General features: G+C 35.3%; 20 protein-coding genes and 1 pseudogene. 2 read left to right on the forward strand and 19 right to left on the reverse strand.

The genetic code is table 11. The features are described 5' to 3' along the window. The first annotated feature begins 247 nt into the window (after positions 1–247). Positions 248–1882 carry an adenine deaminase gene (gene ade / locus QWT87_RS00005; protein ID WP_302712434.1) on the forward strand — a complete coding sequence of 545 codons (1635 nt, stop codon included), beginning with the start codon at positions 248–250 and terminating at the stop codon, positions 1880–1882. Positions 1883–2166: 284 nt separating this feature from the next. Here the strand turns inward: ade and QWT87_RS00010 are convergent, their stop codons facing one another. From QWT87_RS00010 to lpdA, 4 genes are all read right to left on the reverse strand, one after another. Beyond that, on the reverse strand, positions 2167–2973 hold the full coding sequence (locus QWT87_RS00010; RefSeq protein WP_302712436.1) for a patatin-like phospholipase family protein: 807 nt from the start codon (positions 2971–2973) through the stop codon (positions 2167–2169). Between the two features lie 194 nt (positions 2974–3167). Then, positions 3168–3758 carry a hypothetical protein gene (locus tag QWT87_RS00015; RefSeq protein ID WP_268054450.1) on the reverse strand — a complete coding sequence of 197 codons (591 nt, stop codon included), beginning with the start codon at positions 3756–3758 and terminating at the stop codon, positions 3168–3170. 56 nt (positions 3759–3814) lie between these two features. After that, positions 3815–4429 (reverse strand): PH domain-containing protein, encoded by a 615-nt coding sequence (locus tag QWT87_RS00020; RefSeq protein ID WP_185205357.1) that lies wholly within the window; start codon positions 4427–4429, stop codon positions 3815–3817. A 422-nt stretch (positions 4430–4851) separates the two neighbouring features. Further along, on the reverse strand, positions 4852–6240 hold the full coding sequence (lpdA, locus tag QWT87_RS00025; protein ID WP_087706084.1) for a dihydrolipoyl dehydrogenase: 1389 nt from the start codon (positions 6238–6240) through the stop codon (positions 4852–4854). A 288-nt stretch (positions 6241–6528) separates the two neighbouring features. Between lpdA and QWT87_RS00030 the strand changes: the two genes are divergently transcribed. Then, positions 6529–7413: a hypothetical protein gene (locus QWT87_RS00030; protein ID WP_116099140.1), complete on the forward strand. Its 885-nt coding sequence runs from the start codon at positions 6529–6531 to the stop codon at positions 7411–7413. A 192-nt stretch (positions 7414–7605) separates the two neighbouring features. On the opposite strand, the gene QWT87_RS00035 is transcribed toward QWT87_RS00030, so the two are convergent. The 15 genes and pseudogenes from QWT87_RS00035 to QWT87_RS00105 form a co-directional block, all read right to left on the reverse strand. Beyond that, a complete protein-coding gene (locus tag QWT87_RS00035) occupies positions 7606–7866 on the reverse strand; it encodes a hypothetical protein (protein WP_302712448.1) in 261 nt (86 codons plus the stop codon). 94 nt (positions 7867–7960) lie between these two features. After that, positions 7961–10582, reverse strand: coding sequence for a beta-glucosidase (locus tag QWT87_RS00040; RefSeq protein ID WP_302712450.1), 2622 nt, complete (start codon positions 10580–10582; stop codon positions 7961–7963). Between the two features lie 303 nt (positions 10583–10885). Next, on the reverse strand, positions 10886–12328 hold the full coding sequence (locus tag QWT87_RS00045) for an alpha-L-fucosidase (RefSeq protein WP_302712452.1): 1443 nt from the start codon (positions 12326–12328) through the stop codon (positions 10886–10888). Between the two features lie 174 nt (positions 12329–12502). Beyond that, positions 12503–13396, reverse strand: coding sequence for a TIGR01777 family oxidoreductase (locus QWT87_RS00050; protein WP_302712454.1), 894 nt, complete (start codon positions 13394–13396; stop codon positions 12503–12505). 103 nt (positions 13397–13499) lie between these two features. After that, positions 13500–13985: an SRPBCC family protein gene (locus tag QWT87_RS00055; protein ID WP_302712456.1), complete on the reverse strand. Its 486-nt coding sequence runs from the start codon at positions 13983–13985 to the stop codon at positions 13500–13502. 21 nt (positions 13986–14006) lie between these two features. After that, positions 14007–14819: a DCC1-like thiol-disulfide oxidoreductase family protein gene (locus QWT87_RS00060; protein ID WP_302712458.1), complete on the reverse strand. Its 813-nt coding sequence runs from the start codon at positions 14817–14819 to the stop codon at positions 14007–14009. Then, the gene (locus QWT87_RS00065; protein WP_302712460.1) at positions 14816–15232 is read right to left on the reverse strand and encodes a hypothetical protein; all 417 of its coding nucleotides are present in this window, start codon (positions 15230–15232) and stop codon (positions 14816–14818) included. Before QWT87_RS00065 ends, QWT87_RS00060 begins: the two co-directional genes overlap by 4 nt. A gap of 12 nt (positions 15233–15244) precedes the next feature. Further along, positions 15245–15613 (reverse strand): hypothetical protein, encoded by a 369-nt coding sequence (locus QWT87_RS00070; protein ID WP_288461772.1) that lies wholly within the window; start codon positions 15611–15613, stop codon positions 15245–15247. 79 nt (positions 15614–15692) lie between these two features. Beyond that, on the reverse strand, positions 15693–16094 hold the full coding sequence (locus QWT87_RS00075; RefSeq protein WP_116099948.1) for a hypothetical protein: 402 nt from the start codon (positions 16092–16094) through the stop codon (positions 15693–15695). A gap of 7 nt (positions 16095–16101) precedes the next feature. Then, the gene (locus QWT87_RS00080) at positions 16102–16446 is read right to left on the reverse strand and encodes a hypothetical protein (RefSeq protein ID WP_076396568.1); all 345 of its coding nucleotides are present in this window, start codon (positions 16444–16446) and stop codon (positions 16102–16104) included. A gap of 50 nt (positions 16447–16496) precedes the next feature. Continuing rightward, positions 16497–16877: a hypothetical protein gene (locus QWT87_RS00085; RefSeq protein ID WP_302712467.1), complete on the reverse strand. Its 381-nt coding sequence runs from the start codon at positions 16875–16877 to the stop codon at positions 16497–16499. 118 nt (positions 16878–16995) lie between these two features. Beyond that, a complete protein-coding gene (locus QWT87_RS00090) occupies positions 16996–17499 on the reverse strand; it encodes a GbsR/MarR family transcriptional regulator (RefSeq protein WP_116099944.1) in 504 nt (167 codons plus the stop codon). A gap of 120 nt (positions 17500–17619) precedes the next feature. Beyond that, on the reverse strand, positions 17620–19068 hold the full coding sequence (locus QWT87_RS00095; protein WP_337250567.1) for a VWA domain-containing protein: 1449 nt from the start codon (positions 19066–19068) through the stop codon (positions 17620–17622). Beyond that, positions 19063–19434: pseudogene (locus QWT87_RS00100) on the reverse strand (thrombospondin type 3 repeat-containing protein); the annotation flags it as partial. The gene QWT87_RS00095 and the pseudogene QWT87_RS00100, both read right to left, overlap by 6 nt. Positions 19435–19933: 499 nt before the next feature. Continuing rightward, positions 19934–24481 (reverse strand): TonB-dependent receptor plug domain-containing protein, encoded by a 4548-nt coding sequence (locus tag QWT87_RS00105; RefSeq protein ID WP_302712469.1) that lies wholly within the window; start codon positions 24479–24481, stop codon positions 19934–19936. Positions 24482–24483: the final 2 nt, after the last annotated feature.

The raw sequence follows: 24483 nt of genomic DNA on the forward strand, positions 1-24483 counted from the left end.
CGAAAGTGGGAAAAAGCTTCAAAGAAAAAAGATTTAGATTGGAAAGCTAAGTTTGAGGTTAAGGTTATCCTATCTGTTTTCCATTTCGTCATTAAAGTTATTTAAAAAAATTGAACTCCTTCGGAGTTCTGCCTCTGGATTTTCTTTTTCTGCTGCACAGATATGATTTCTACAGAATATTTTATGTGTAGAAAAATGGTATTATTTCTAATATTTTGGTAAATTCACTTAAAATAATCAATATCCAATGGCTTTTACCATTAAATCGAATCTGATCGACATTGTTGCAAGGGAAACCTACCCTGCTGAAATCTTTATTAAAGACAACAAAATCAGTTCAATACAAAGAATTTCAGAAAAGCAGGATACGTATGTTCTGCCCGGATTTATTGATGCACACGTTCATATTGAAAGCAGTATGCTGGTTCCGTCTGAGTTTGCAAAGATTGCGGTAAAGCACGGAACGGTGGCAACGATTTCAGATCCTCATGAGATTGCCAATGTTCTGGGAGTTTCGGGTGTTGAATATATGATCGATAATGCTCAGAAAGTACCTTTTCATTTTTATTTCGGGGCTCCTTCGTGCGTTCCTGCGACCCATTTTGAAACGGCAGGTGCGGTGATTGATTCAAGTGAAATTGACCAGCTTTTAGACAAAGAAGAGATTGTCTATCTTGCAGAAATGATGAATTTTCCGGGGGTTATTTATAAAGATGAGGAGGTTCTGAAAAAGCTGGAATCTGCGAAAAAACATAACAAGCCGATTGACGGTCATGCTCCGGGTTTAATGGGGGAAGAAATGAAATCTTATTTCAGTGCGGGAATTTCAACGGATCATGAATGTTTTGGGTATCAGGAAGCACTGGAAAAGCTTGAATTCGGGGTAAAAGTGATGATCCGTGAAGGAAGTGCGGCAAAAAATTTTGATACTTTAATTCCTTTATTAAAAGATTTTCCGGATCAGATGATGTTTTGCTGTGACGATAAGCATCCTGATAATTTGCTGGAATCTCATATCAACGATCATGTGAAACGCGCTCTGGATTTGGGTTATGATTTGTATGATGTGCTGCGTGCTTCTTCGTACAATGTAGTTAAACATTACAATTTACCGGTCGGATTATTGCAGATTGGCGACAATGCAGATTTTATAGAAATCGATAATCTCACGGATTTTACGATTTTAAAAACGTATATCAACGGAGCATTGGTTTCAGAAAACGGGGAATCGTTTATTGAATCTGTGGAAGCTGCGACAGTGAATAATTTTAGCTGCAGCTTAAAAAGCCCATCAGATTTTAAGGTAAAAAGCGAAGGGGAAAAAATTCGTGTGATTGAAACGCTGGACGGACAACTGATTACAAAAGAAATTCATGCAGAAGTTTTAAATATTGATGGTTTTGCAGAATCTGATCCTGAAAATGATATTCTGAAAATTGCTGTGGTGAACCGTTATCAGGATGCGCCGGTTGCAACAGCTTTCATCAAAAATATAGGCTTAAAAAACGGAGCGATTGCTTCGTGTGTTGCGCACGACTGTCATAATATTGTAGTTGTGGGAACGAATGACGATGACATATGCAAAGCAGTGAATCTGATCATTCAGGCAAAAGGTGGAATTTCTCTTGCCCATGATGAGGAAGAAATGGTTCTGGAACTGCCGATTGCCGGAATTATGACGGATCTTCCTGCGGAAAAAGTAGCAGAAGCTTATATTAGATTAGACCGGCGCGCAAAGGAATTGGGAAGCAGATTACGAGCGCCTTACATGAGTTTGTCTTTCATGGCTCTTCTGGTGATTCCCGAGCTGAAACTGAGCGACAAAGGGCTTTTCAACGGGAAAAGTTTTGAATTTACGGATGTTTTTATCAAGTCTGTTTAAACTTTTATTTAACCGCAAAAGAGGATCTAAACTTTTATTTAAAGTTGAGAATTATATATGAAAAGTTCACAATAGCTTTTAAAAATCTTTGATTTTTATTCTTTTGAGCGCTTTGATGATTATAGAAATTCACTTTAACATTATCATTGTCTTTTGTCCCTTTTGTGTTTAATTCTGAAATTAGTTTATCAAATAAATTGTACTGCCGTTTTGTTTGTAAACCGCAAAGATGCAGGACGTATCAACTTTCAGTAATTTTTTAAGGGGAAATAAAGTTAAAGATTTCAGACTATTCTTTTTTCGTTTTCCAGATCAGCGTAAAAACGGCTTTCATTAAAGCTTTCTTTCGCAGCCTGATAACCAATGTTAAAGATCTGTTCCAAACGGTCTTTTCTTCTTTCGAATGTTCCGTAGATGGAAAGTTCCTGCGATGAGATAAACCAGTCGCAGTGATCGAATTTAATTCTTTCGATGCGGTAAGAAAGCAGATCGTACGAGCGGGAGACAATGGCTTTAATCGATTTTAAATCATTGATTTTGACGTCTTGTGGAGGAGAAACGAAAACTCCGATCAGCTTATCGCAATCGTCTCTGATGATGTCGGCGGGAAAATTATTCAGCACGCCTCCGTCGCAGTACATTTCTTCATCGATGATGTACGGAGTCGTCACTCCGGGAATGGAGCACGAAGCAATAATGGCATCCACAATTTTAAAACTTTTTTCAAAGATTTTTTCGGTTCCTCCTACTAATTCTGTTGCCACTATTCTTACGTCTTTATCGAGATCGCCCAGTTTCATTTCGCCGAAAATAGGATTGAGATAATTTCTGAAAATCACCGAGGAAACCAAGCCGGGCTGGTTGAATGCAAAATGTTTCCAGTTGAAAAAGTAAACGGAATTGAAAAATTCCAGAATTTCTTCGGGAGTTTTTCCTACCGCGTGAAGACAGCCTACAATGGAACCTGCACTACAACACGAAAGAACATCGATATTGATGTTTTTTTCTGCTAAGAATTTTAAAACTCCGGCGTGTGCGATCCCTTTTGTTCCGCCACCCGATAAAACAAGCCCAACTTTCCCAAAATCCATTGAATAAAATTAAGAAAACAAGTCGAGAAAAACAGATTAAATTTTCTAAATACTGTGATTTTGGATTATTTTAACACAAATAAAATTATGCTTAAATGAATATTGATGATATGTTCTTATTTAGGCAGAAAATTATAATGATTTTTAGTATTAAGTATTTAATTTAAAACAGCTTTTCTTCAATAAGAAATAGTTTACCCCACTTTCTTATCATACAACTGAAGAATTTTCAGAAGATCGTCATCTGTTTTCCAGGAATCTATCATAGCGAGAAGATCCGGATAAGCCGCAAATCTTACTTTCAGGCTATTTTTAAGACTGGGATTGAAAAATCCGGATTCATTGATGATTTTTCGGTTTCTGCCGTCGATTAAAAAGTCTGTTCCAACAAATTTTAAGCCGCCGTGAGGAAAAAATCTGTACCAGTTCATATTTTTGCCTTCATACAAAATTTCTACAAAACCATTGTCAAAAACCATTTTCCCGGCAGAAGCATAATATTCATGAGTGGTATTATTTTCATCGGTAATCTTAATGTATTCCACATCTTTTGGTTCCACCCACGTTTCAGCCCCGGAAGAATCCCTCATTTTCATCTTAAGTAATACAGTGGCTACATAATATTTTGTATTGGAAAATTTACCTACATTTCTGATCTTCGTTTTGATGGTATCGCTGGATGTTTTCAGAATGTACTCCACAGGAAAATATCTTTTATCGTCTTTGTTCTGAGAAAATGAAAAGCTAAAGCATACAAAAAGCAGCAAAAAAATGATTTTTTTCATGAATGGTGGTTTAAAAAAGCCCGGCAAATTTCCGGGCATATTATCTAATTTTATTTTTAATTATTAATATACTTTTCAAAAATCCTTGAGAAGTCTTTCTGGTTATATTTATCGAAACTGTTGGTATTCCATGCAAAAATATACTCGTTGATGGCTCTCAGTTCCTGACTCTTGGAAACGTTTTCCTGCTTTCCGGAAGCAACTGTTGTAATGGCTTTCTGGATGCTGTCGTTAGAGAAATTCAGCAAAGAATGATTGTGGTGAACTTCCTGCTGAATCGCCAAAAGTGCTTTATATAAATCTTTCAACTGATCGATCTGACCTTTTGCAACGCTGATCATCATTGGAACATTCCCGATATTGAAAGAAATTTCTACATCAAGATCAATGGTTCCCGCCGTCTGTAAAGCAATATTAGAGAAAGGAAACTGGTAATATTCGTATCTCTTCAAGACTCTTTTTTTGTCTAACGCACTGGCTCCGTCGATGTGGATCAAAGCTCTATTGGTAAAGCAGTATTCGTCTCTTTTGGACTTAATTAAAAAGAAAATTTTCTCGTTATCTTCGGAAAGGATATAATCGTCCGAATCTACTTTGTCATAATCCTGTGAAGGGATGATTTTACCGATATCTCCCAATCCTAAAGCTTCCGCAGCTAATTTTTTAAACATAGTTTGTTGTATTTGTATTTTATTTCCGGAATAAAATTAAGAAAATAACTGAGATAAAATCAAAAAAAATCATCTTAAAGAATGTTTAAATTTGATTAAATATTCAAAAATTTCATTCATTTTTTGACGCAAAGTTTTTACTTAAAGATTTAATTATTTAAATGAGCAAAGAAGAAACAACAAGCTGATTTGATGAAGCAATGTTGTCAGGCTTCGTGAAGCAAATTTTATTTGCCTTTGCTTTCTAAGAATAATGTGTAAAGTTGAATTAAAACTTTGCGTGGTAAAATAATCGAATCATAAAATTTTAAATATCAAATTTAAACAGATCCTTTTCAAAAAGAAAAACCACAGACTCCTGATCTGTGGTTTTGATATTGTTAAACTTTGTCAAAGATTTTCAACTTTGGCAAAGTGAAAAATTAAATGTGGATTACTTCTCCATAAGCAGCCGCTGCAGCTTCCATAATGGCTTCAGAAACTGTCGGGTGCGGGTGAATAGATTTGATGATCTCGTGACCTGTAGTTTCCAGTTTTCTGGCAACCACTGCTTCCGCAACCATGTCTGTAACCCCTTCTCCGATCATGTGACAACCTAACCACTCTCCGTATTTAGCATCGAAAATAACTTTAACGAAACCATCCGTATTTCCGTTTGCCGTTGCTTTTCCACTTGCCGAAAGAGGGAATTTTCCTACTTTAATTTCATATCCTTTTTCTTTAGCCTGTTTTTCTGTAAGACCAACAGAAGCTACTTCTGGGTGACAGTACGTACATCCCGGAATATTGCCATAATCGATTTTTTCAACGTGCATTCCTTTGATTTTTTCAACGCAGGTAATTCCTTCTGCAGAAGCAACGTGTGCCAAAGCCTGAGTAGGAATGATGTCTCCGATTGCATAATAACCCGGAACTGAAGTTTCGTACCATTCGTTGACCAAAACTCTACCTTTGTCTGTCTGGATTCCCACTTCTTCAAGACCGATGTTCTCGATGTTTGCAGCGATTCCTACAGCAGATAATAAAATATCAGCTTCAAGAACGATGTTTCCTTTTGCTGTTTTTACGGTAGCTTTTACGCCTTCTCCGCTTGTATCAACGCTTTCTACGGAAGCATTGGTCATGATCTCGATTCCTGATTTTTTCAGAGATTTTTCTAAGTGTTTAGAGATTTCCTCATCTTCTACAGGTACGATGTTTGGCATAAATTCTACAACGGTTACTTTCGTCCCCATTGTATTATAGAAATCGGCAAATTCTACCCCGATAGCTCCGGAACCTACAACAATCATAGATTTTGGCTGCTCAGGAAGAGACAATGCCTGTCTGTATCCGATTACTTTTTTACCGTCCTGTGGCAAGTTCGGCAATTCTCTTGAACGCGCTCCTGTTGCGATGATGATGTGCGTTCCTGTATATTCAGTTACTTTTCCTTCTTTATCGGTAACGGAAACTTTTTTACCTTTCTGTACTTTTGCAGTACCCAGAATAACATCGATTTTATTCTTTTTCATCAGGAATTCAATTCCTTTGCTCATTTTCGATGCAACGCCACGGCTTCTCTGAATTACGTTCGGAAACTCAAAGCTAGCTTCCACTTTGTTCAAACCATAATCTTCAGCATGGTTGATATAATGAAAAACCTGAGCCGACTTCAATAAAGCTTTGGTAGGAATACATCCCCAGTTAAGGCAGATTCCTCCTAAATTTTCTTTTTCAATGATTGCTGTTTTGAAACCTAATTGTGCCGCTCTGATTGCTGTAACGTATCCACCAGGACCACTTCCGATGACAATAATATCGTAATTCATTAGTTTAAAATTTTTATGCGAATTTAAGGAAAAATATCGGATGTATGGCATTCTGACGAAATTGATCCCTTAAGGTTTTGTTTACTATTTTTCATCATCAGAAGCTGTAATCGCTGAAGTTTAAAATAAAAATATAAAATCAGAAAATATTTTAAAACATTCATTAAAACCATTATTAGATTAATATTATCAACATAATTTATTAAAACTATTAAAAATGATAGTCAAAAATAAAAATTTATATTAAAATTTTAATACATTTGAAATAATCAAATAAAATTTATATGTATGAAAAAGATTTTTTCGATTTTTGTGATATGCGGATTTCTCGCCAACGCACAAGTGGGAATCAGTAAAAACCAACCAACCAGCACATTAGATATTAACGGATCTGTGAGTGCGAATTACAGGCAGGTAACAGCAACTACCTATTCTATCGTTACAAACGATCATTACATCACCTATAATGGTACTGCCAATTCTACGTTTACACTGCCGGCAATCGGTTCCGGAGCTTCAAGTTTTACGGGAAGAATTTATAAAATTAAAAATATATCTGCTTTCAATATTACTTTACAAGCTTCAGGAGGAAATACGCTAAGAATAGACAATACTCCGGTTTCTACATTTATCATTCCTACTGGAGCGTATGCAGAAGTGGTAAATAACAGCAACACTACTGGCGGAACATGGGATCTTTCTTTTATCACGCTTCCAAAGCCTAATAATGTGGAAATCTACGGAACACAGCTTTCGATACCGCCGCACGCTTCGGGAACTGCTCCGGTTGCCGACTGGACCGGACATTCTAATACAGCATATGATACGGGAACAGGAACTGATGCGTGGTGGGTCATCAGCAAAGCATCTACATCGTTCTCGGTAGGAACAGGTTTTTCCAATGCGAGCAGAATGACTTTGGTTTACGAGTATCAGGGAACTCCTTTTAATATTACCAATATGAATCCTTCGCTTACCGCAGGAAACAATTCTAGTTTTCCTGATGTTTTCATTGCTTCTTTTGTAAGCCTTGCCAATAACGGAACTTCTGGTAAAACGAGACTTACGGTTTCTGTTGCGCGTGTGGACTTTATAGGAAACAACGGCTCCAACAACAGTAACTGGACCGGAACATTCCTTTTAAATCTATTGCTTGCAAGAAAGGTTTATTAATAAGTCTGTTTAAACTTTTTTTTAACCGAAAAAGGCACAAAAGATAAACTAAAATTTTATTTAAAGCTGATCATTATAAATGAAAAAGCTCACAATAGTTTTTAAAAATCTTTGATTTTTATTCCTTAGGTTAGAACATAAAAAAAAACAGGCTATCTCTATTGGATAGCCTGTTTTTATTGTATTGGGAAATTACATTTTTCTTAGTAATCTCTTCTGACTCTGGTACTTTTCATTTAAAGCTCTTAACTGATCCTGCTTCATTTTTTTGGTTGCAAGCGGATGATTCATAATGGCTTTTTTCTCAGCATTGTATCTTCTGTCAAGCTCTCTCGATTTGCTGCTGATCAACTCACTTTTTGAAGGATGTGGAGGTGCAGGTGGACGTTTCTGTCCGTAAGCATTCATTGATAATCCTACTAATAAAACGGTTGATATAAATAACTTTTTCATAATATTTACTTTTTTTTGAATGAATTTATCATGAAATTCATTCCTGTTCGGTTTAAATATTACACATTTCATACCATATTTTTTTTACGCCGGACTACTCAACTTCAATATTGTGTTTCAAAGGAAGATTTTTGGAAGAGTTTCCGACAAAGATTCTGTATGTTCCTTTTTCCACGATCCAGTTCAATTTTTCATCTAAAAACTGTAATTCTTTCACCGGAATTTTAATCGAAACCTGTTTGGATTCTCCCGGTTGTAAATAAATTTTCTGAAAGCCTTTTAACTCAATAACCGGTCTGGAAACCGAAGCCAACAGATCTTTTACATACAACTGAACGACTTCGCTTCCTGCTTTCGAACCTGTATTTTTCACAGTCACTTTTGCCACAATTGTATCATTTTCAGAATATTTTATTTTATTTAACTGTAAATCTGAGATTTCAAAAGTGGTATAGCTCAGTCCAAAACCAAAAGGATACAAAGGTTCGCCGCTCAGATCGTAATAATCATTTCCTCTTCCTGTCGGATGATGGTTGTACGTCAAAGGCAACTGACCTTCTTCAACCGGAAAGGTTATCGGCAGTTTTCCTGATGGATTTTCTACTCCGAAAAGTACTTTTGCTACAGCGTTTCCGCCTTCTTCTCCGGGATACCAGACATCCAGAATGGCTCCGACCTTATCCTTCCAATCTGTTGTTTTTATTGCGGAACCACCCACTAAGACAACTGTTGTCGGTTTATTTAATTTTGATATTTCATGAATGAATTTTTCCTGATTTCCGGGAAGACTTAACGAAGAGCGATCCTGAAATTCCCCTTCATGAATTCCGGCTGTAACAATGATGTAATCTGCATTCTGAGCCTGCTTCAAAGCATCATTAAAATCTTTTCGGTAGTCTTGTAAGCCATAGTTCCAGATCAGTTCAATATTGGCTTCTCCCCTGTTTTCGTGAAATTCAACCACAATATCATATTTCTGCCCTTTATTAAATTCTACCTCAACGGTTTTGGTGGAATAACTGAGTTTTTCCCAATTGTCAATTAACAATGAACCGTTTAAAAACAATCGGAAACCGTCGTTTCCTCTTAAACCTAACTGATATTTTCCCGATTTTGGGGCTTCGAGTTTTCCTGTCCAACGAACGCTGTAATTGTCTGACTGCAGTTTTTCAGGATTGGGAGAATACAAAGTCCATTTGAAATTGATCTGTTCGTCCTGTTTTTCAAATTCAGGTTTTCCTTTTAATTCTGAATCTGAAAAGTAACTTCCTTTTAAACCTTTTTTATTTTCAGAAGACAAAACTTCAGCAGGAACCGTCAGAAAATCTTTCATATTCCAATCGATTCCTTTTGAATAAGTGATTTCGATATTTTTATTTTCAGCTAAATTTTTAATTCCGTCCAAAATGCTGACCTTTTTATTTCCCGGACCCGAATAACCGCCTAATCTTGCATCTGCAGCATCTGTTCCGACGACTAAAATCTTTTTATATTTTTCCGAAATCGGAAGGGTAAGATGATTATTCTGAAGCAAGACAAAAGATTCTGCCGCAGCTTTTTCAGCTAATGATTTGTGATTGATTTTCTTTAATTCTTCTATATCTTTATTAGAAACGTAAGGATTTTCAAACAGACCGAGTTCAAATTTTGCCCTCAAAACTCTCGCGACTGCATCATCAATTCTTTCCTGAGAAATTCTTCCATCCAAAAACGGAGGAATAAAAAGTTTATAATGTTGATATTCCGTCTGAAAAATCACATCAAGCCCCGCATTAATTGCCTGTGCAGAAGCATCATCGTAATCTTTTGCCGTAAAATGCAGCACATTTGCTCCACCAACCGCACTTGCATCGCTGATGACAAATCCTTTAAAATTCCAGTCTTTTTTTAATTTTTCTGTTAACAGCCAATGATTTGCCGTTGAAGGTCTTCCGTCAAGCAAATTGTAGGAAGTCATTACCGAACGGCTTTTTCCCTGTTGAAAGGCTTTCTGAAAAGGAATTAAATGGGTTTCCTCCAGATATCTTTTACTCCAGTGAATCGGATATGAATCTCTTCCGCCTTCTCCAACATTGGCTAAAAAGTGTTTCGGAGTGGTAATGATTCCCTGATTTTCAAAGGAACTGACAAAATTTACCCCCATTACAGAAGTCAGAAACGGATCTTCACCGTATGTTTCTTCCGTCCTTCCCCATCGAACATCGCTTGCTAAATTCACAACCGGCGTCAGAATCTGACATATTCCTCTCAGTTTGGATTCTTTTGCAATGGCTGTTGAAACTTCTTTCATCAACTCAGGATTGAAGGTTGCCGACAAACCAATTGCCTGTGGAAAAGCAGTTGCTCCTTCACGCATTAATCCGTGCAAAGCTTCATCGAAAGGAATAATCGGAATTCCCAGTCTCGATTCTTCCACAAAATATTTCTGAATGGCATTTATTTTTTTTGCGAGTCTTTCTGCATCTTCATTGGCATTATATTTCAGCAATTGCCCTGCAACTCCGCCTCCCTGATTTCCCGCGCTTACCTGCAAACCGAAAATTCCGTGGGAATACTGATCTTTCGGAACGTTATCCAGATCTCCGGGAATCATGAAGCACTGCCAGAATTTTTCTTCGGGCGTCATGCGTTTTAATAGATCCTGAACTCTGGCTTCAACAGGTTGTTTCGGGTCTTTGTATAATGGTTTTTGAGCTGTAATAAATGTTGTGCTCAATAACGAAATTATTATAATTTTAAATCGAAGTTTTAAAGACATCGCAAAATAATTTTGTTTTAAAATATTTTCTTTTTTCCTTGATGAAAAAAGAAACAAAAAAATCAAGACTTGGAACTCTTCGCTAAAAATAAAATCTGCTTTTTAAAAATTCTAAAACTCGCGCAAATTTAATGTTGGTTTTTCAGTTCAATATTTGTGTCGCGCTCAAACAGTAGAATTTTCTTAACGTTCACAGACTTTATTTTCTTAACGCTCCGATTTCCCAGGTCGTTTTTGATATAAAAATAGTCACAATTTGAACTACTGCGTAATCTGGATTACGGTTGAATATTTTAATTGATTTCTTTCTTTTGGTAAATTGATTTCAATTGAATTTCCGGTTTGTTTCCACTGGATTTTATTGGATAATCCTAAAATTTTCAATGATTTTGGTTTAAAATTTTCAGGAATAATGAAATTTAGGATTGATGGAGCCTGATAATTTGTTTTTTCATCCAGATGAAAAATATTCACTGTTTTTCCGTCTTTGCTTTTCGTGTAGTAAAAATTTCCGTCGTGATGAGGGGCAATACTTCTTGTTGCAAAAACAGCCGACTGGTTTTTATCCATCCAACTTGAAATTTCTTTCAATCTTTCGTAAACAATGGGATCGTAGTCTCCATTCGGTCCGGGAGCAATATTCATGAGGTAATTTCCACCTCTTGAGATGATTTTAATTAACGTTTCGATGATTTTCTGAGAGGATTTGTAATTGTCGTTGGGAACATAGGAAAACGAATCTCCCATCGTGATGCAGCTTTCCCATGGAATGGAAAGTGGTTTTTCAGGAACCGCCTGTTCCGGTGTTACGTAATTTTCCCATTTTCCGGGAACGGTACGGTCTACGACAATGATTCCGGGTTGGTTTTTACGCGCCATGGTTCCGATTTTATCCATATCGATGTCCTGTTCAACTTTGATGGTTCTCTGCCATTCTACATTGGGATAGATGGTATTAAAGGGACGAACCCAACCTCCATCTAACCAAAGAATGTCAATTTTGCCATAATTGGAGGTGATTTCGTTGAGCTGATTAAACGTAAAATTTTTAAAACGGTTCCATTTTTCAGGATATTTTTTCGGGTCGTAGTTCACATTTCGGTCTTTTGGCGGAAAATACGACCACCAGTAATCGTCAGAATGCCAATCGGGTTTTGAAAAGTAAGCTCCAATTTTAAACCCGCTATTTCGGAATGTATTGAAAATTTCTTTTGTTACGTCTGCTTTTGGATTTTTGGAAAAAGGCGTTTTGGAGGAGGTAATTTTATAATCAGACTGTTGGGTGTCAAACATTGCAAAACCGTCATGATGTTTTGTTGTGAAAACCACATATTTCATTCCTGCTTTTTTTGCAGCTTCAGCCCATTTCTGTGGATTGAACTGAACCGGATTGAAAGTGGTCTGAAGATTTTCATAGTTTTTTACGTATTCGTAGTACGATTTTCCGTGTTCGGGTTTTCTTTGTGTCCATGATTCGTCTTCGGGACAGAGGCTCCAGCTTTCGACAATTCCCCATTGGCTGTAGGTTCCCCAATGCATGAAGAGTCCGAATTTTAAATCCTGCCAGTTTTCCGTATTTTGAACAACAAGTGGATCGGTAGGTTTCTGATAGCCATCAGAAACATTGTGAGCCTGAGAAAATAAAGCGGATGACGTAAGAAATGAAGAAAGGATGATGGTTTTTGCTTTTTGTCTGATGAACATTGACGTTTAGTTTTTGCTAATTTAATATTTCACCGGAAATTTTTAACCACAAAAGGCACAAAAGATTAAAATACATTGGAATTTAAGATTATTATCACATTTTCTATAGGAGAACACATTAGTTTTTGAAAATCAAAGATTTTCTGTTGCATGGGTTTCTAATTCCGTTTATTTTTAAATCAAATCGTTAAATGCAGATTCCACTGTTGAATAGGAAAATTTAAATCCGCTTTTGATTAATTTTTCAGGGTAAACATTCCGGCTTTTTAATAGTAATTCGGTTTCTGTATTTAAGAATATTGATGCGATTTCCAATTGCCAAACCGGAGCATTCAATCCAAATGGAATTTTCATTTCTTTTATTAATTTTTTCATGAATTCTTCGTTGGATAAAGGATGGGGAGCTGTAATATTGATATTTCCTGAGATATTTTCATGTTCAATGATGAATTCTACAGCTCTGCAAAAGTCTTCAATATGGATCCAGCTTACGTTTTGGTTTCCTCTTCCTTGTTTTCCGCCTAATCCGAATTTGGTAAGCATTTTCAATTTTGGAAAAGCGCCGCCGTTATTTCCTAAAACGATGGAAGTCCGTAACGCAACTTTTCGCACATTATCTGTTTTTAATCTAAAAAATTCATTTTCCCAGCTTTTACAGATGTTCATGGAAAAATCGTCACCTATGATCCCGTTTTCTTCTGTGTTCAAATGTTTTTCTGAATGAACGTAAATGGTTGCGGAACTTGCATTGAGCCAGATTTTGGGTTTATGGATACATTCGTCAATTGCCTGCTGAAGAACTTTAGTGCTTTCAATTCTTGAATTGTAAATTTCTTTTTTGTTGTTTTCCGTATATCTGCAATCGACGGATTTGCCGGCAAGATTGATCAGAACATCAGAATTTTCGAGTAATTTTTTCCATTCGCCCAAAGTTTTGGCATCCCAATACAATTCATTTTTCTGTTTTGGGTTTCGGGTTAAAATATATACTTCGTTTCCTTTTTCGGTAAAATATTTTTCGAGGTTTTTACCGAGAAAGCCTGTTCCGGCGGCGATGATTATTTTCATTTGGTGGATGGGATTTAGTTGATTGGTGGTGGATTTAAATATTGAGATTCTTTCCTTCGTCAAGCTCAGGATGAACTTAAAGCTCAGCATGACATCGCTAATACTAAACGTTTCGACGCTCGCTTCGCTCGCGCTTCTGCTTATTTTCTGCAACAGTTTTTATCAATTTATTTCTCTCTAAAAGAAAGTTTTTCATGTAATTTTTAAGAAAAATTCTGTTGAATATTTTTCCGATGATTCCGAAAGGGGAATAAAATTCGAAGATGTCTGTCATGATTGTGTTTTTACCTTCCTGTCTGAAAATATGCTGATGTTTCATGGATTTGAAAGCACCCTTCAACATCGTATCTGTGAAATGATAAGGTTTCTTCATGCTGATAATTTTTGTACTCAGGATTTGATAGATTCCTAAATGTTTTGCTTTCCATGTTACCGTTTCGCCTTCTTCGATTAGTCCTGAAGTTCGCACCGCAATGGCTTTTTCGCCTGTTTTAAAAGTTGATTTCTGATGCAGATCGATGTCTCTTGCCAGATCAAAAACGGTCTGAATGTCTGATTTGATGATGGTATCTAAATAGATTGTTGACATTTTAAAAATATTTTTTAGTTTTTATAGATTCATCCATATTAAAACAGCTAAAACAGTCAATCTGAAAACGGTCCACGAAATTGTCGGAAAAAGGTTTAATTTTAAAATTCTGCTTCTTCTGAGATGTTCTGAAAACATGACAAAAACCACAATTCCGAAATAGATAACTGATGCATTTGCATTGATATTAAGAAATAAAGCAGGAATCAGAAGTAAAGTTCCGATTAAGGAAACCGTCATCATATTTCCCAAATAATTCCAGATTTTCTCTTTTAAATAAGTTTTTAAAATTAAAGTCTGCCAAACGATTTGTCCGCAACAAATTGCAAATTCTCTCCAAAAATTCTGAGTAAGATTTAATCCCAATTTAGGTGAAAATATGCTTAAAATATATCCTGAAAAAATGACCACAAAAGCGATGTAAGCCAATCTGTATTTTAGATTGAAATCCGGAACACAAGCTTCTTCATGCTGATCTTTTGCGGAAGGAATAATCTGCTTCCGGTTATAAGACACAAAGGAATACAGCTTTTTGAAAAACCAGTGCAAAGGCTGGATTCTCGCAATTTTTTCAAGCTTTGGAAAAGAATTTCCGATGATTAACAAAAGACTTTCTAAACCATATATTACTGTGTTTTTTTCGTGATCGACTAATGCGATTTCGTTTTTTGCACGGTTGAAATCAATCAGGTCTTTGTTTTCGAAACTCAGATCTGTAAAGGCTTCTCTTCCTTTTTTATCGAGCATTCCGCATTTGATGAAGCCTTTTGAATAGATGTTACACATAGGACATTCATTGTCGTAAATAAGAGTGTGGTTTTTGAGGGTTTTCATGGTTGTTCGTTTAAACTATTTTTAGCATCAAAAAAACTGATCATTAAAGACTGAATAATAAGAATGGGTGAAAGAAATATCCAGGACATTACCATTAATTCAAAAATATTTTTCAGGTTTTGTTCAGTGTCTTCAAACTTGAATAATGATGAGAAAATCAGGATTAAAAAACCGATTACAACATAGCTTGAAATAAAAACATATACTTTTCTGGAATCTGTTTTTACATATTTCTTACTGAAAGCCTTGATGATATTCAGAGAATATTGAGCAACGGCTATCAGGAAAAATTCAACTATTATTACTACTCCTAAAAATTCCTGTTGTGTAATTATTGCTGCAAGAATTGTTGCAAGAAACAGTAAGATTAGCGATTGCTGGATTCTGAGATCATATGTAAGAATAGTTTTCATGATTCTGTTTTTTTAGTATTCATAAGTTTTATAACAATCTATAATGTAGAGGATTGCAAGTACCGGACTGTAAAACACTGATGCGATTAAAATATATCCGAAAAAATTGGTGACATCATTATTGTTATTAAAAGCCAAAATAATCAGCCATGAAATCCAAACAGGCATTATAAAAATTCCGTAGACAATATATAGCCAAGATTTCTTTGTTTTCTGAAAGGCTCTGCTGATAAAACTAATCAATTGAGGTATTCCCACTATGAAATAAAAAAGAAAAACAGTAGCATTTTCAAAAACAACAATTCCTAAGAATACCAAAATAAGTCCGATTACAAGGAATGAAAGTTGAATGTAAAAGTCGTTTTTAATAGAAGTTTTCATGGTTATTATATTTTAAAGGTTCAAAAAATCTCCTCTCGTTCTCTTTTTCTGGATTTTGAAGGTGAAATACATCCAGATTTTAAATAGCAGTGTTTTCATTTTTGATGATTTTATCTTTGTTCATGGCGTGTTTACGACCTTTCAGGAAAAGAAGCAGGTTCAGAAGCATCATCACTCCGAGGTAGATGGAAAATCCTCCGATTTTTTCGCTTAAAGCAACAACCAGTCTTTCAATGGTTTCAATTTGAAAAAATTCAATGATACAAAGTGCGAAACCGAGATTTAAGAGGTAAAAACCGATTTTAAATAAAGAGTTGGTTGCCATTGCAATATCTTCTTTCTGATGAAAAATATCGATCATAAACGCTTTGGAATTTTTAAAGAGAAACTGGGAAACCAATACGGTGAGAAGGATTACAATTGGCAGATAGATCATGTATGCTTCGAAATTGTACGTTGTGGTGAGAGCTGTTGCATTCATAGTTTTATTATTTTATGGTTAAATTTTTTCTTAAAAAGTAAAGCGCGAAAATGTTCATAAAGTGCAGCACACATAAAATCAAGGTGATATAACCGATTCTGACTGCCGTCACAGATAACATTTTTTCTATAGAATCTACTTTTTCCCAGTGCGTCAGATTTAATGCGATGTACCCTAGATTGATGAGATAATAACATCCCAAAAGAATCCTGTTGATCGTTAAACATAGATCTGCATCGTGAATAAGATAGTTCAGGTAATGTTTTCCTGCGTTGTAGCATCTTCTTCCGACATCAATGGTTATGTAGGAACTGACGGAAAGAAAAAGCAGATATGAAACAATATTGAACATTTTATAAATATTATATTTTCAATAAATATTGAAATTAAATTTCAAAAAAATTATTTTTCCGTTTTATTCTGTTGCATCATTTTAACATTATAAAAGCCATAGATCACATAGTAAATATTAAAAAGTACGCCTCCGATGCCCATGAAATAAAGAACATACTCAATTTTAGAATCGTTGAATAATAAAACCGCAACAAATAATAACTGGAAAAATATCAAGGCACCAAAAAAATAGTACCGATGAAATTTGCTTTTGCTAAGTGAAACTCTCAATAAAAATCCTATCAGATTTGAAATACCAATATAGAAAAGTGCAATAAAAAATTCTGTTCCGGGTGTTTTTTCGAAATAATCAGCGATAGCATACGAAAAGAATACAAGGCTAATGACTGTCTGAACTATTGCTTCTCCTATTAATATTTTACGTTTCATGTTGAGAGTTTTTATTGTTATTATATTTTCAATAATTTTTGAAAGTTTATCTGAAATAAAAAAGGAAAATTTTCCTTTTTATATTCATCCTATTCGTTTCGTTCAGAATAACAAACGATTACTTCAGTAAATTCGTAATCTTTCCAACCAGCCAATGATCGTCACTTTTTATGGCAAGATCCATAATATTGTTTATTTTCCCCGTTACAGAACTGAAATCGTCCATTAATCTAATGAACTCTTTTGCTTCGTCAGAATCTTTGTCTTCAATATTTTTCAGCTCTTCCAAAAACGAAATTACAGGCTCAATCTCTCTCTTTCTTCTTTCTTTTGTAATCTGCTTGAATAAAAACCAAACGTCTTTTTCTGCCACAAAATATTCTTTACGGTCGCCTTTCACAAATTCTTTTCTTACAATTCCCCAATCCATCAGCGCACGGAGATTCATATTGGCATTTCCTCTTGAAATTTCAAGCTGCTCCATTACCTCATCGGTAGAAAGTGCTTTACCACTTGCCAAAAGCAGCGCATGAACCTGCGCCATGGTACGGTTGATCCCCCAATTGGTCGCAAATGTACCCCAAGTCTGAATGTATTTTTCTTTAGCTTCTGAAAGTTGCATTTTGTTTTACTTTTAATTCCTGATACAAATGTAATAATAATTTTCGAACTTTCAATAATTTTTGAAAGTTTATTTAAAATAAAAACAGACATCCTTTGAGAATGCCTGTTCACACTAACTTTAATTTTTTATAATTTTAAATACGTCCCATTGTTTTCCATATAAACATCTCATTAAATAAACACCTTGTGGATAGGAAGTAATATCTATTTTATTATTTCCTTTTGGTAACTTTTCCTGTTTGATTAAAATTTTACCACTGAAATCATATAGGTATAATTCATCAATCTGTTTATTCGACTGTATGTTAATTAATCCTTTTGTAGGGTTTGGATAAATTTTAACCTTTGGATTTTCTTCATTTTCAAGTTCTACCTCAATTTTTTTGTTAATAAATTCATTATTAGAAGGCTTCTGACAAGAAGGTATTGTTGAACGTTGCAGAATAAGCCTCAACAATAAATCATTTAACTTTTCCACTTCGTAAGAATCTGTTGTTGGTTCGATGTGATGATTTCCGATTCCACTGTGGTTAGTAAGGAATGTGTAGGTTCCGTTTGTAAGCAATGCAAACGTTCTCATAATATATTCCGTTTCTTTATCTGTATCACTCGCTGCCAAAGGAATAATTGTAATTCCTTTTTTTGCTGCCAGTTTTATTTTATTATATATTTTATTAATATTTTCTTCAGAATAATGTGGGGATGCATCAAGAATCAGAAAAATAATTTTTGTAGAATTTTCTTTGCTCCAGCTAAGTTTATCAATTGAAGAATCCAATGCTTCAACAACTGCTTCAGGAGTATCTCCACCTCCATTAGCATTTTGTTTTTTAATAAAATTCACCAAATTTTCAGCTCTGTCAGAAAAATCAAATTCACGCGTTACATATTCATCACCCTGATCTCTGTAAAATACAGAACCATAACGAACATCTGTTGTATTCTGAAGTTTTTTTTCAACTTTTCTCAATACATCCAATAATTCTGCCTGTAAATAAGAAATCTCATCCCCCATAGATCCTGTAGCATCTACAACAAAAGCTAAATCTAAATTTCTTTTTTGAAGACATGGCGCATCTATTGTAATTATATTTTCACCGTTTTTAAATAAATTTGCTTTAGCTGACAAAGTTTTTCCTTTATCATCTGTTATATAATATTTCTTCGATAAAGATTGATAATCTATTCTTGGAGCGATCCATAATTCTGCGTTTCCTTTATTATCCGAAACAGCTTCCCAAATAATTTCTTTCTTATCATTTAACAACCTTAATCTCTTACCAATAACTGTTTTTTTATCTTTATTAACCAACTGAACAGAAATCCTTTTATCAGGGAAAAGTTTCCATTGATTTTTATATTCTGATAAAACAGGAACCGCCATATCCTGCCAGTAATTCCATTTTGAGAAATCATTTACTTCTCCTGCTGTAAGTTTCCCTGCATCCGGAAATTCTTCATAAATTTTTGTTTTCTTACCCTTTGTTTTGGATTTACTAATCTTTACACCTGATATCGATTTTGCTCCCGCAGCAGATAAACTTCGCGGTGAAGATTCAATCTCCATAGCCACGACCGATTTCGGTTTCGGACAGCCGTTATATTCCGGTAATCCGGGAACGGTAGGACACGCATCATCTTTATCCAGAATTCCGTCGCCATCTGTGTCCGGCCAAGGACAGCCGTTGTTTTCTGCGGGTCCGGCCACAGTTGGACAGGCATCGTCTTTATCCACTACTCCATCTCCGTCGGTATCAGGAAAAGGACAGCCGTTATTTTCTATCGGTCCCGCAGCTTCTTTACATTGGTCTTCTTTATCGGGAACGCCGTCTCCGTCTGTATCTGGGAACGGACACCCTTTATTTTCTATCGGTCCTGCGATTTCCGGACATTTATCTTTTCGGTTTTTAACTCCGTCCTGATCTTTGTCTTTTTCAATACTTAATTTCTCTTTTTCAGTTTGATGATCTGTTGCTGTTTTGGTTTTACAGCCCATTACCAACATCAAAGCCAATATGGTAGTTCCTAGTTTTTTCATATGTATTATTTTTCTGAAAGTATAATTATTTTCCGTTTCTCTGTTTTAAGGATGCAGATTTTCGAAAAAGTTGCAGTGGAGTTGATATTTTTTTGTTAAAACTTCACCCTCTTCATTTTTATAATTTAAACTTGTTTAAACTAATTTCAGAATTAACCGCAAAAGGGACAAAAGAAAATGTTAAAGCGAATTTCCAGAATAATCAAAGCACTCAAAAGAATAAAAATCAAAGATTTTTAAAAACTATGGTGAGCTTTTTCATTTATAATAATCAACTTTAAATAAAAAATTTAGCAGATCTCTTGTGACTTTTGCGGTTAAATAAAAGTTTAAACAGACTTTTTAATTAAATATAAATCAAACAGTTAAAAATTCCACGACTTTAAAATAAGCTTTAAGGCTGAATTCTGACTTTTATCCCTTCATTCCAAAATTTTGCTTCCGGCATATAATAAAGGTATACGTTGCTTGCTTTTCCTGTATATTCTCCTGCAAATTCCACTTTAAGATCCAGATTGATGGTTTTTATTTCGTTGGCATCAAAATATTCCCAATACAGAACCAGATAATTATCAAAAATTTCGTAATAAGAAACCTTTTTTTTATCCAGAAGATCTTTCAGCAAAGCATTCTGTAAAGTTAATCCTGCCGGAATTCCTATTTTCGCCGTCACCATCGGAAGCTGATTGTTTATTTTATTCTGAATGGTAACTATCATTCGGTCTGTCTCTCCTGTTTTTGCTGTTTCAGATTTTAATTTTGTATTCAGGATTAAAGGAATTTCTGCACTTTTCGGAGCTTTTAACGTGTAATATTCATAATCCAGTTTGTAAGGAAGCCCTCTTTGTGTAGGATAATTGATGCTGATTGTATTTTCTCCGTTTTTAAAAGCAGAACTCACCGAATTATTCGTTCTGATCTCTGCTCCGTTTACTTTTATCAAAGGTTTTTCCGTGCCATATAATCTTTCATTTTTTGAAAAAAATACAGATAATACTTCCAAAGCCAAAGTTGTTGCCTGAGTAGAACCGAAGCCATAATATCCGTTGAAATTGATCAGATGATCTGCAACTTCTGCAATTTTTAACTGGCTCAACTGATCATCTTTCTGCAAAGCCATCAGATAAAGTGATAGTGTTTCCGCATTTGCAGAAAATCCTCCGGAACCTGTAAAAGTGGTTTTTGTTTTTAAACTTTTCCCTTCAAACTGACTGTTTAAAAGAGAAATCAACTCTTTATATTGCTGATTTTTGCCTAAATTATAAGAAATATTTGCCATTAAAGCCATCTGATAAGCATCTTTTGTAGCCAAAGCACGTTTCAGATTGATTTCGTAGGCATCGTCCAGATTTTTGATTCCGGTTTTAGACAACGCATACAAAACATACATATTTCTCGACCATGCAAATTCTGAATACGGATTGCTTTTTTCATAGTCTCTTCTTACTTCAAACATTCCGTTCTGATTTTTTTTGGATAAAATAAAAGAGGTAAGATCCTGAATGATTTTAGGTTCAATATTCACATATTTTTTCAAATCTTTAAATTCAAGCAATGCAAAAGCAGAAAGTGCAACATCCGATTCCGAAGATCCAAAGTAAGTGAATCCGCCGTTGCGGTTTTTATAGCTCAGCATTTTCTGATAGCCTTTTTTCATGTTTCTTATCACCAGACTTTCGGTTTCCGGCGTAATTTTTTTAATCTGTTTTAAATAATCCAGAATGAAAATATTTGGATAAACCGTTGAGGAAAGCTGCTCAAAACATCCGTAAGGTTCTCTTTTCAGGCGTTCCATATTTTCAAACATCTGCAGTGCATTGTTTTCATACACATAATAAGACGAGAAGAAACTGCCTTCAATATAATCCGGAATATCAATTTTGAGGTCTTCTGTTTTGTTATTGATGACTGAATAGCGGTGCAGAAATCCTTTTTCCTCCACTTTAAAGGGAAGAATCATGGTTTCTCTGAAATCTTCCGATCTTACGGTAAACTGAATATTCGATTCCACCACTTCATTGGTCTGGATTTTCACAAATAATCTGCCCGATTCCAAAGGTTTCAAAGTAATCGTGCTATCTGATTGTACCACGTTCACACGATTCGGAACAATAACGTCCATCATTATCTTTTTGGTTTCCGGAGAATTGTTTTTAACCACCACCGGAATCATCATCTGATCTGTTCTTGTAAGATATTGCGGAAGTTTCGCATCTATGGAAATCAGACTTTGAGCCGCATAAGTTGTTTCATCACGCCCGATTAAACCTGAAGAGGAAATTCCTTCCGTCATGATTCTGAAAGTAGAACTGGCATCGGAATTATAAAATTCAACCTGTGCTTTTCCGTTTTTCCCTGTTTCCAATACAGGATTCCAATACAGAGCTTCACGATAATCGTGTCTGTAAGAAGTATTTGTCGTTTTATAGACAGGATAAGAAAAATTTCTTGTGTATTCGTACGAAACCAGACTTTCATTGGGAATATTCACCAATGCATAATATGATTTCGGCGTTACATCAAATTTTATCTGAGACCGGAAATTCTTCAAAGAATTAATGACGATCACACCATTTGCACCTCTATTCCCATAAATGGCAGTTGCGGCGGCATCTTTTAAAATTGTTACACTGTTGATGTCATTCGGATTGATGACTGTTTTAAAATTCTCTACAGGAACACCATCCACAACATACAGCGGATTTTTATTGGCAACAGAAGCATTTCCCCGGATCTGCACATTGAGATAACCTCCCGGCTGATTGGTGGGAGTAATAACAAGTCCTGAAACTTTTCCGCCCAAAGAAGACATAACGTTTGGATTCTGAATTTCTTCAGTTCTGATCGTTGTTACGGAACTGGTAAGCAATTCTTTTTTCTTCATTCCCATTGCTCCCGTCACTACCACCTCTTCTATTTTCTGAGATTTTATGGTATCACTTCTCATGCTTCCTCTTGAAACCGATCGGGAACGTTTGTTTTCGGAGGAAGTGTTTTTCGTAATTTCCTTTTCAGCATCTTCACGCAGTTTTATTTTACCTTCTTCTTTTACGGTTTCTTTTACAATTTCTTCTACATTAATATTATTCAGAGATTTTGCAGCCAAAGGATTTATTGCCAGTCTGTAAGATAAAATCCGGATTTTCACCTGCTGTTTTGGCTGTACAGATTTCGCAATCAGCTTATTGGAATAATTTCTGTTGAGATCATAGAAATAAAACAATCCGTTTTCTGAGGTCGTCTGTTTCAGGATTTTACCGCCCTCAAGGAAATACACATCGGCTTTTACAGGATTTCCTTTTTCATCTTCTACAATTCCGTAGATGGGATTTTTCTTTTCTGGAAGATATTTGTATTTTCTGTTTTTGATAACTTCGGGAGTCATTTCAAAATATCGGTAACCATTGGTAAGCATCACCAAATCGAGGCTTCTGGTTCTTTTTTCTTCTTTTTTATCGAAATAAAACTGAGGTCTTTCAATTTTTCCTTTCAGCTCAGAATCCATCAGCAGCCACGAAAGAATATGGTTCTGCTTATCGTCTGCATACGTCCAGAGTTTATCATCCACAACGCTCAGAGCCAGATTTGCGGGAATTGGTTTATTATTTTCGTCTGTTGTTTCGATATTCACAGTTACTTTTTCTCTCGGAAGATAATTTTGCTTTACCGGTTTTACTTTCACATTCATCTGTTTGTTTTCATTCGTAAAAACAATGCGTTCTGCCAAAGGAATATCACCTTCAAACACCGTGAATCTGCAAATACCGATCGGAAGCTCATTTTCCGAAAGTTCTAATTCATTCAATCCTTTTTTTAATGAAATGATTTTGCTGTAAACTTCTTTCTCACGGAAATTTCCTTTGAGAATAACATCTTTTTCATCTGTTGATCGGATTTTAAAAACAATCTTCTGATTTTCTTTATTGATATTGAAAACAATTCCTTCATCTTTTGCCATCGGAAGCGGATAAACGGCTGAAATATTTTCAGGTTTCAATACTTTTGCATAATAATTTTCACCTTTTCTTGGTGTCAGAAGAAAACCTCCCATCCCGAAATTATACGCTGAAGTCTCCGTAATTTTCTGATGGTTTTGGTTAAAAATTTCCAAAGTTGCATCGACAGGTTTTTCAAATTCATCCAGAATTTTATAGGCAATATTCTGTTCAATTCCATTAATGAAAGTTCCTCCTTCCGGCATGAATTTTATATCAAGATGATTCAGTACAATCGGAATATTTCTTGAAATAGATTCTGTAAATCCGTCGAAATTTATTTTAATGGTTAACAGCGCATCGGAAGATTTTAAAACAGCCGGAAGTATGAATTTCAGTTGATTTTTCCCTTCTTTATCCGTTATCAGATTCCCTTCTGAAATCTTTTCACCGTTATGCATTACCGTGTAATCTCCTTCGTAAAAAGGAATCGGAAGATTGCTGAGACTTCTCATCGAAAAATCGGCAAGAACCTCATCTCCAGCTCCGTATCCTTTTTTGGGAAACTCCAGTTTCATCAGAATTCTTGGCGAAACAATTTTCTGGAGGGTAATTTCTTTCTCGAAAGCATTTTTTCCGTCTTCATTCTGCATCCAGTTGGTGAAAGCGCGCAATTTGTATATTCCGCCCTTCATGTCGCTGTTAAAATAAAAATAGCCTTCCGAATAGCCGTTTGTAATTTCGTATTTGGCTTTTTTTACGACCGTTCCACTTGGATCAGTCAATTCAAAATTGACGGCTTTGCTCTGATCGGCGGGAATATTATTTTCTGCCTTTACCGTGTAAATTTTAAAGTACATTTCCTCACCGGGTTTATAAAAAACATGGTTGGTCTGGATGTACGTTTTTTCTTTTTCGAAATTTTTAAACGGTTCCTGAGCTTTTGATAGAGAAGCAAAAACCAGAAAAAATAATCCTAAAATAGATGTTGTAACCTTGAAATTCATAC

Source organism: Chryseobacterium urinae (assembly GCF_030518295.1).
Classification (GTDB): Bacteria; Bacteroidota; Bacteroidia; order Flavobacteriales; family Weeksellaceae; genus Chryseobacterium; species Chryseobacterium mucoviscidosis.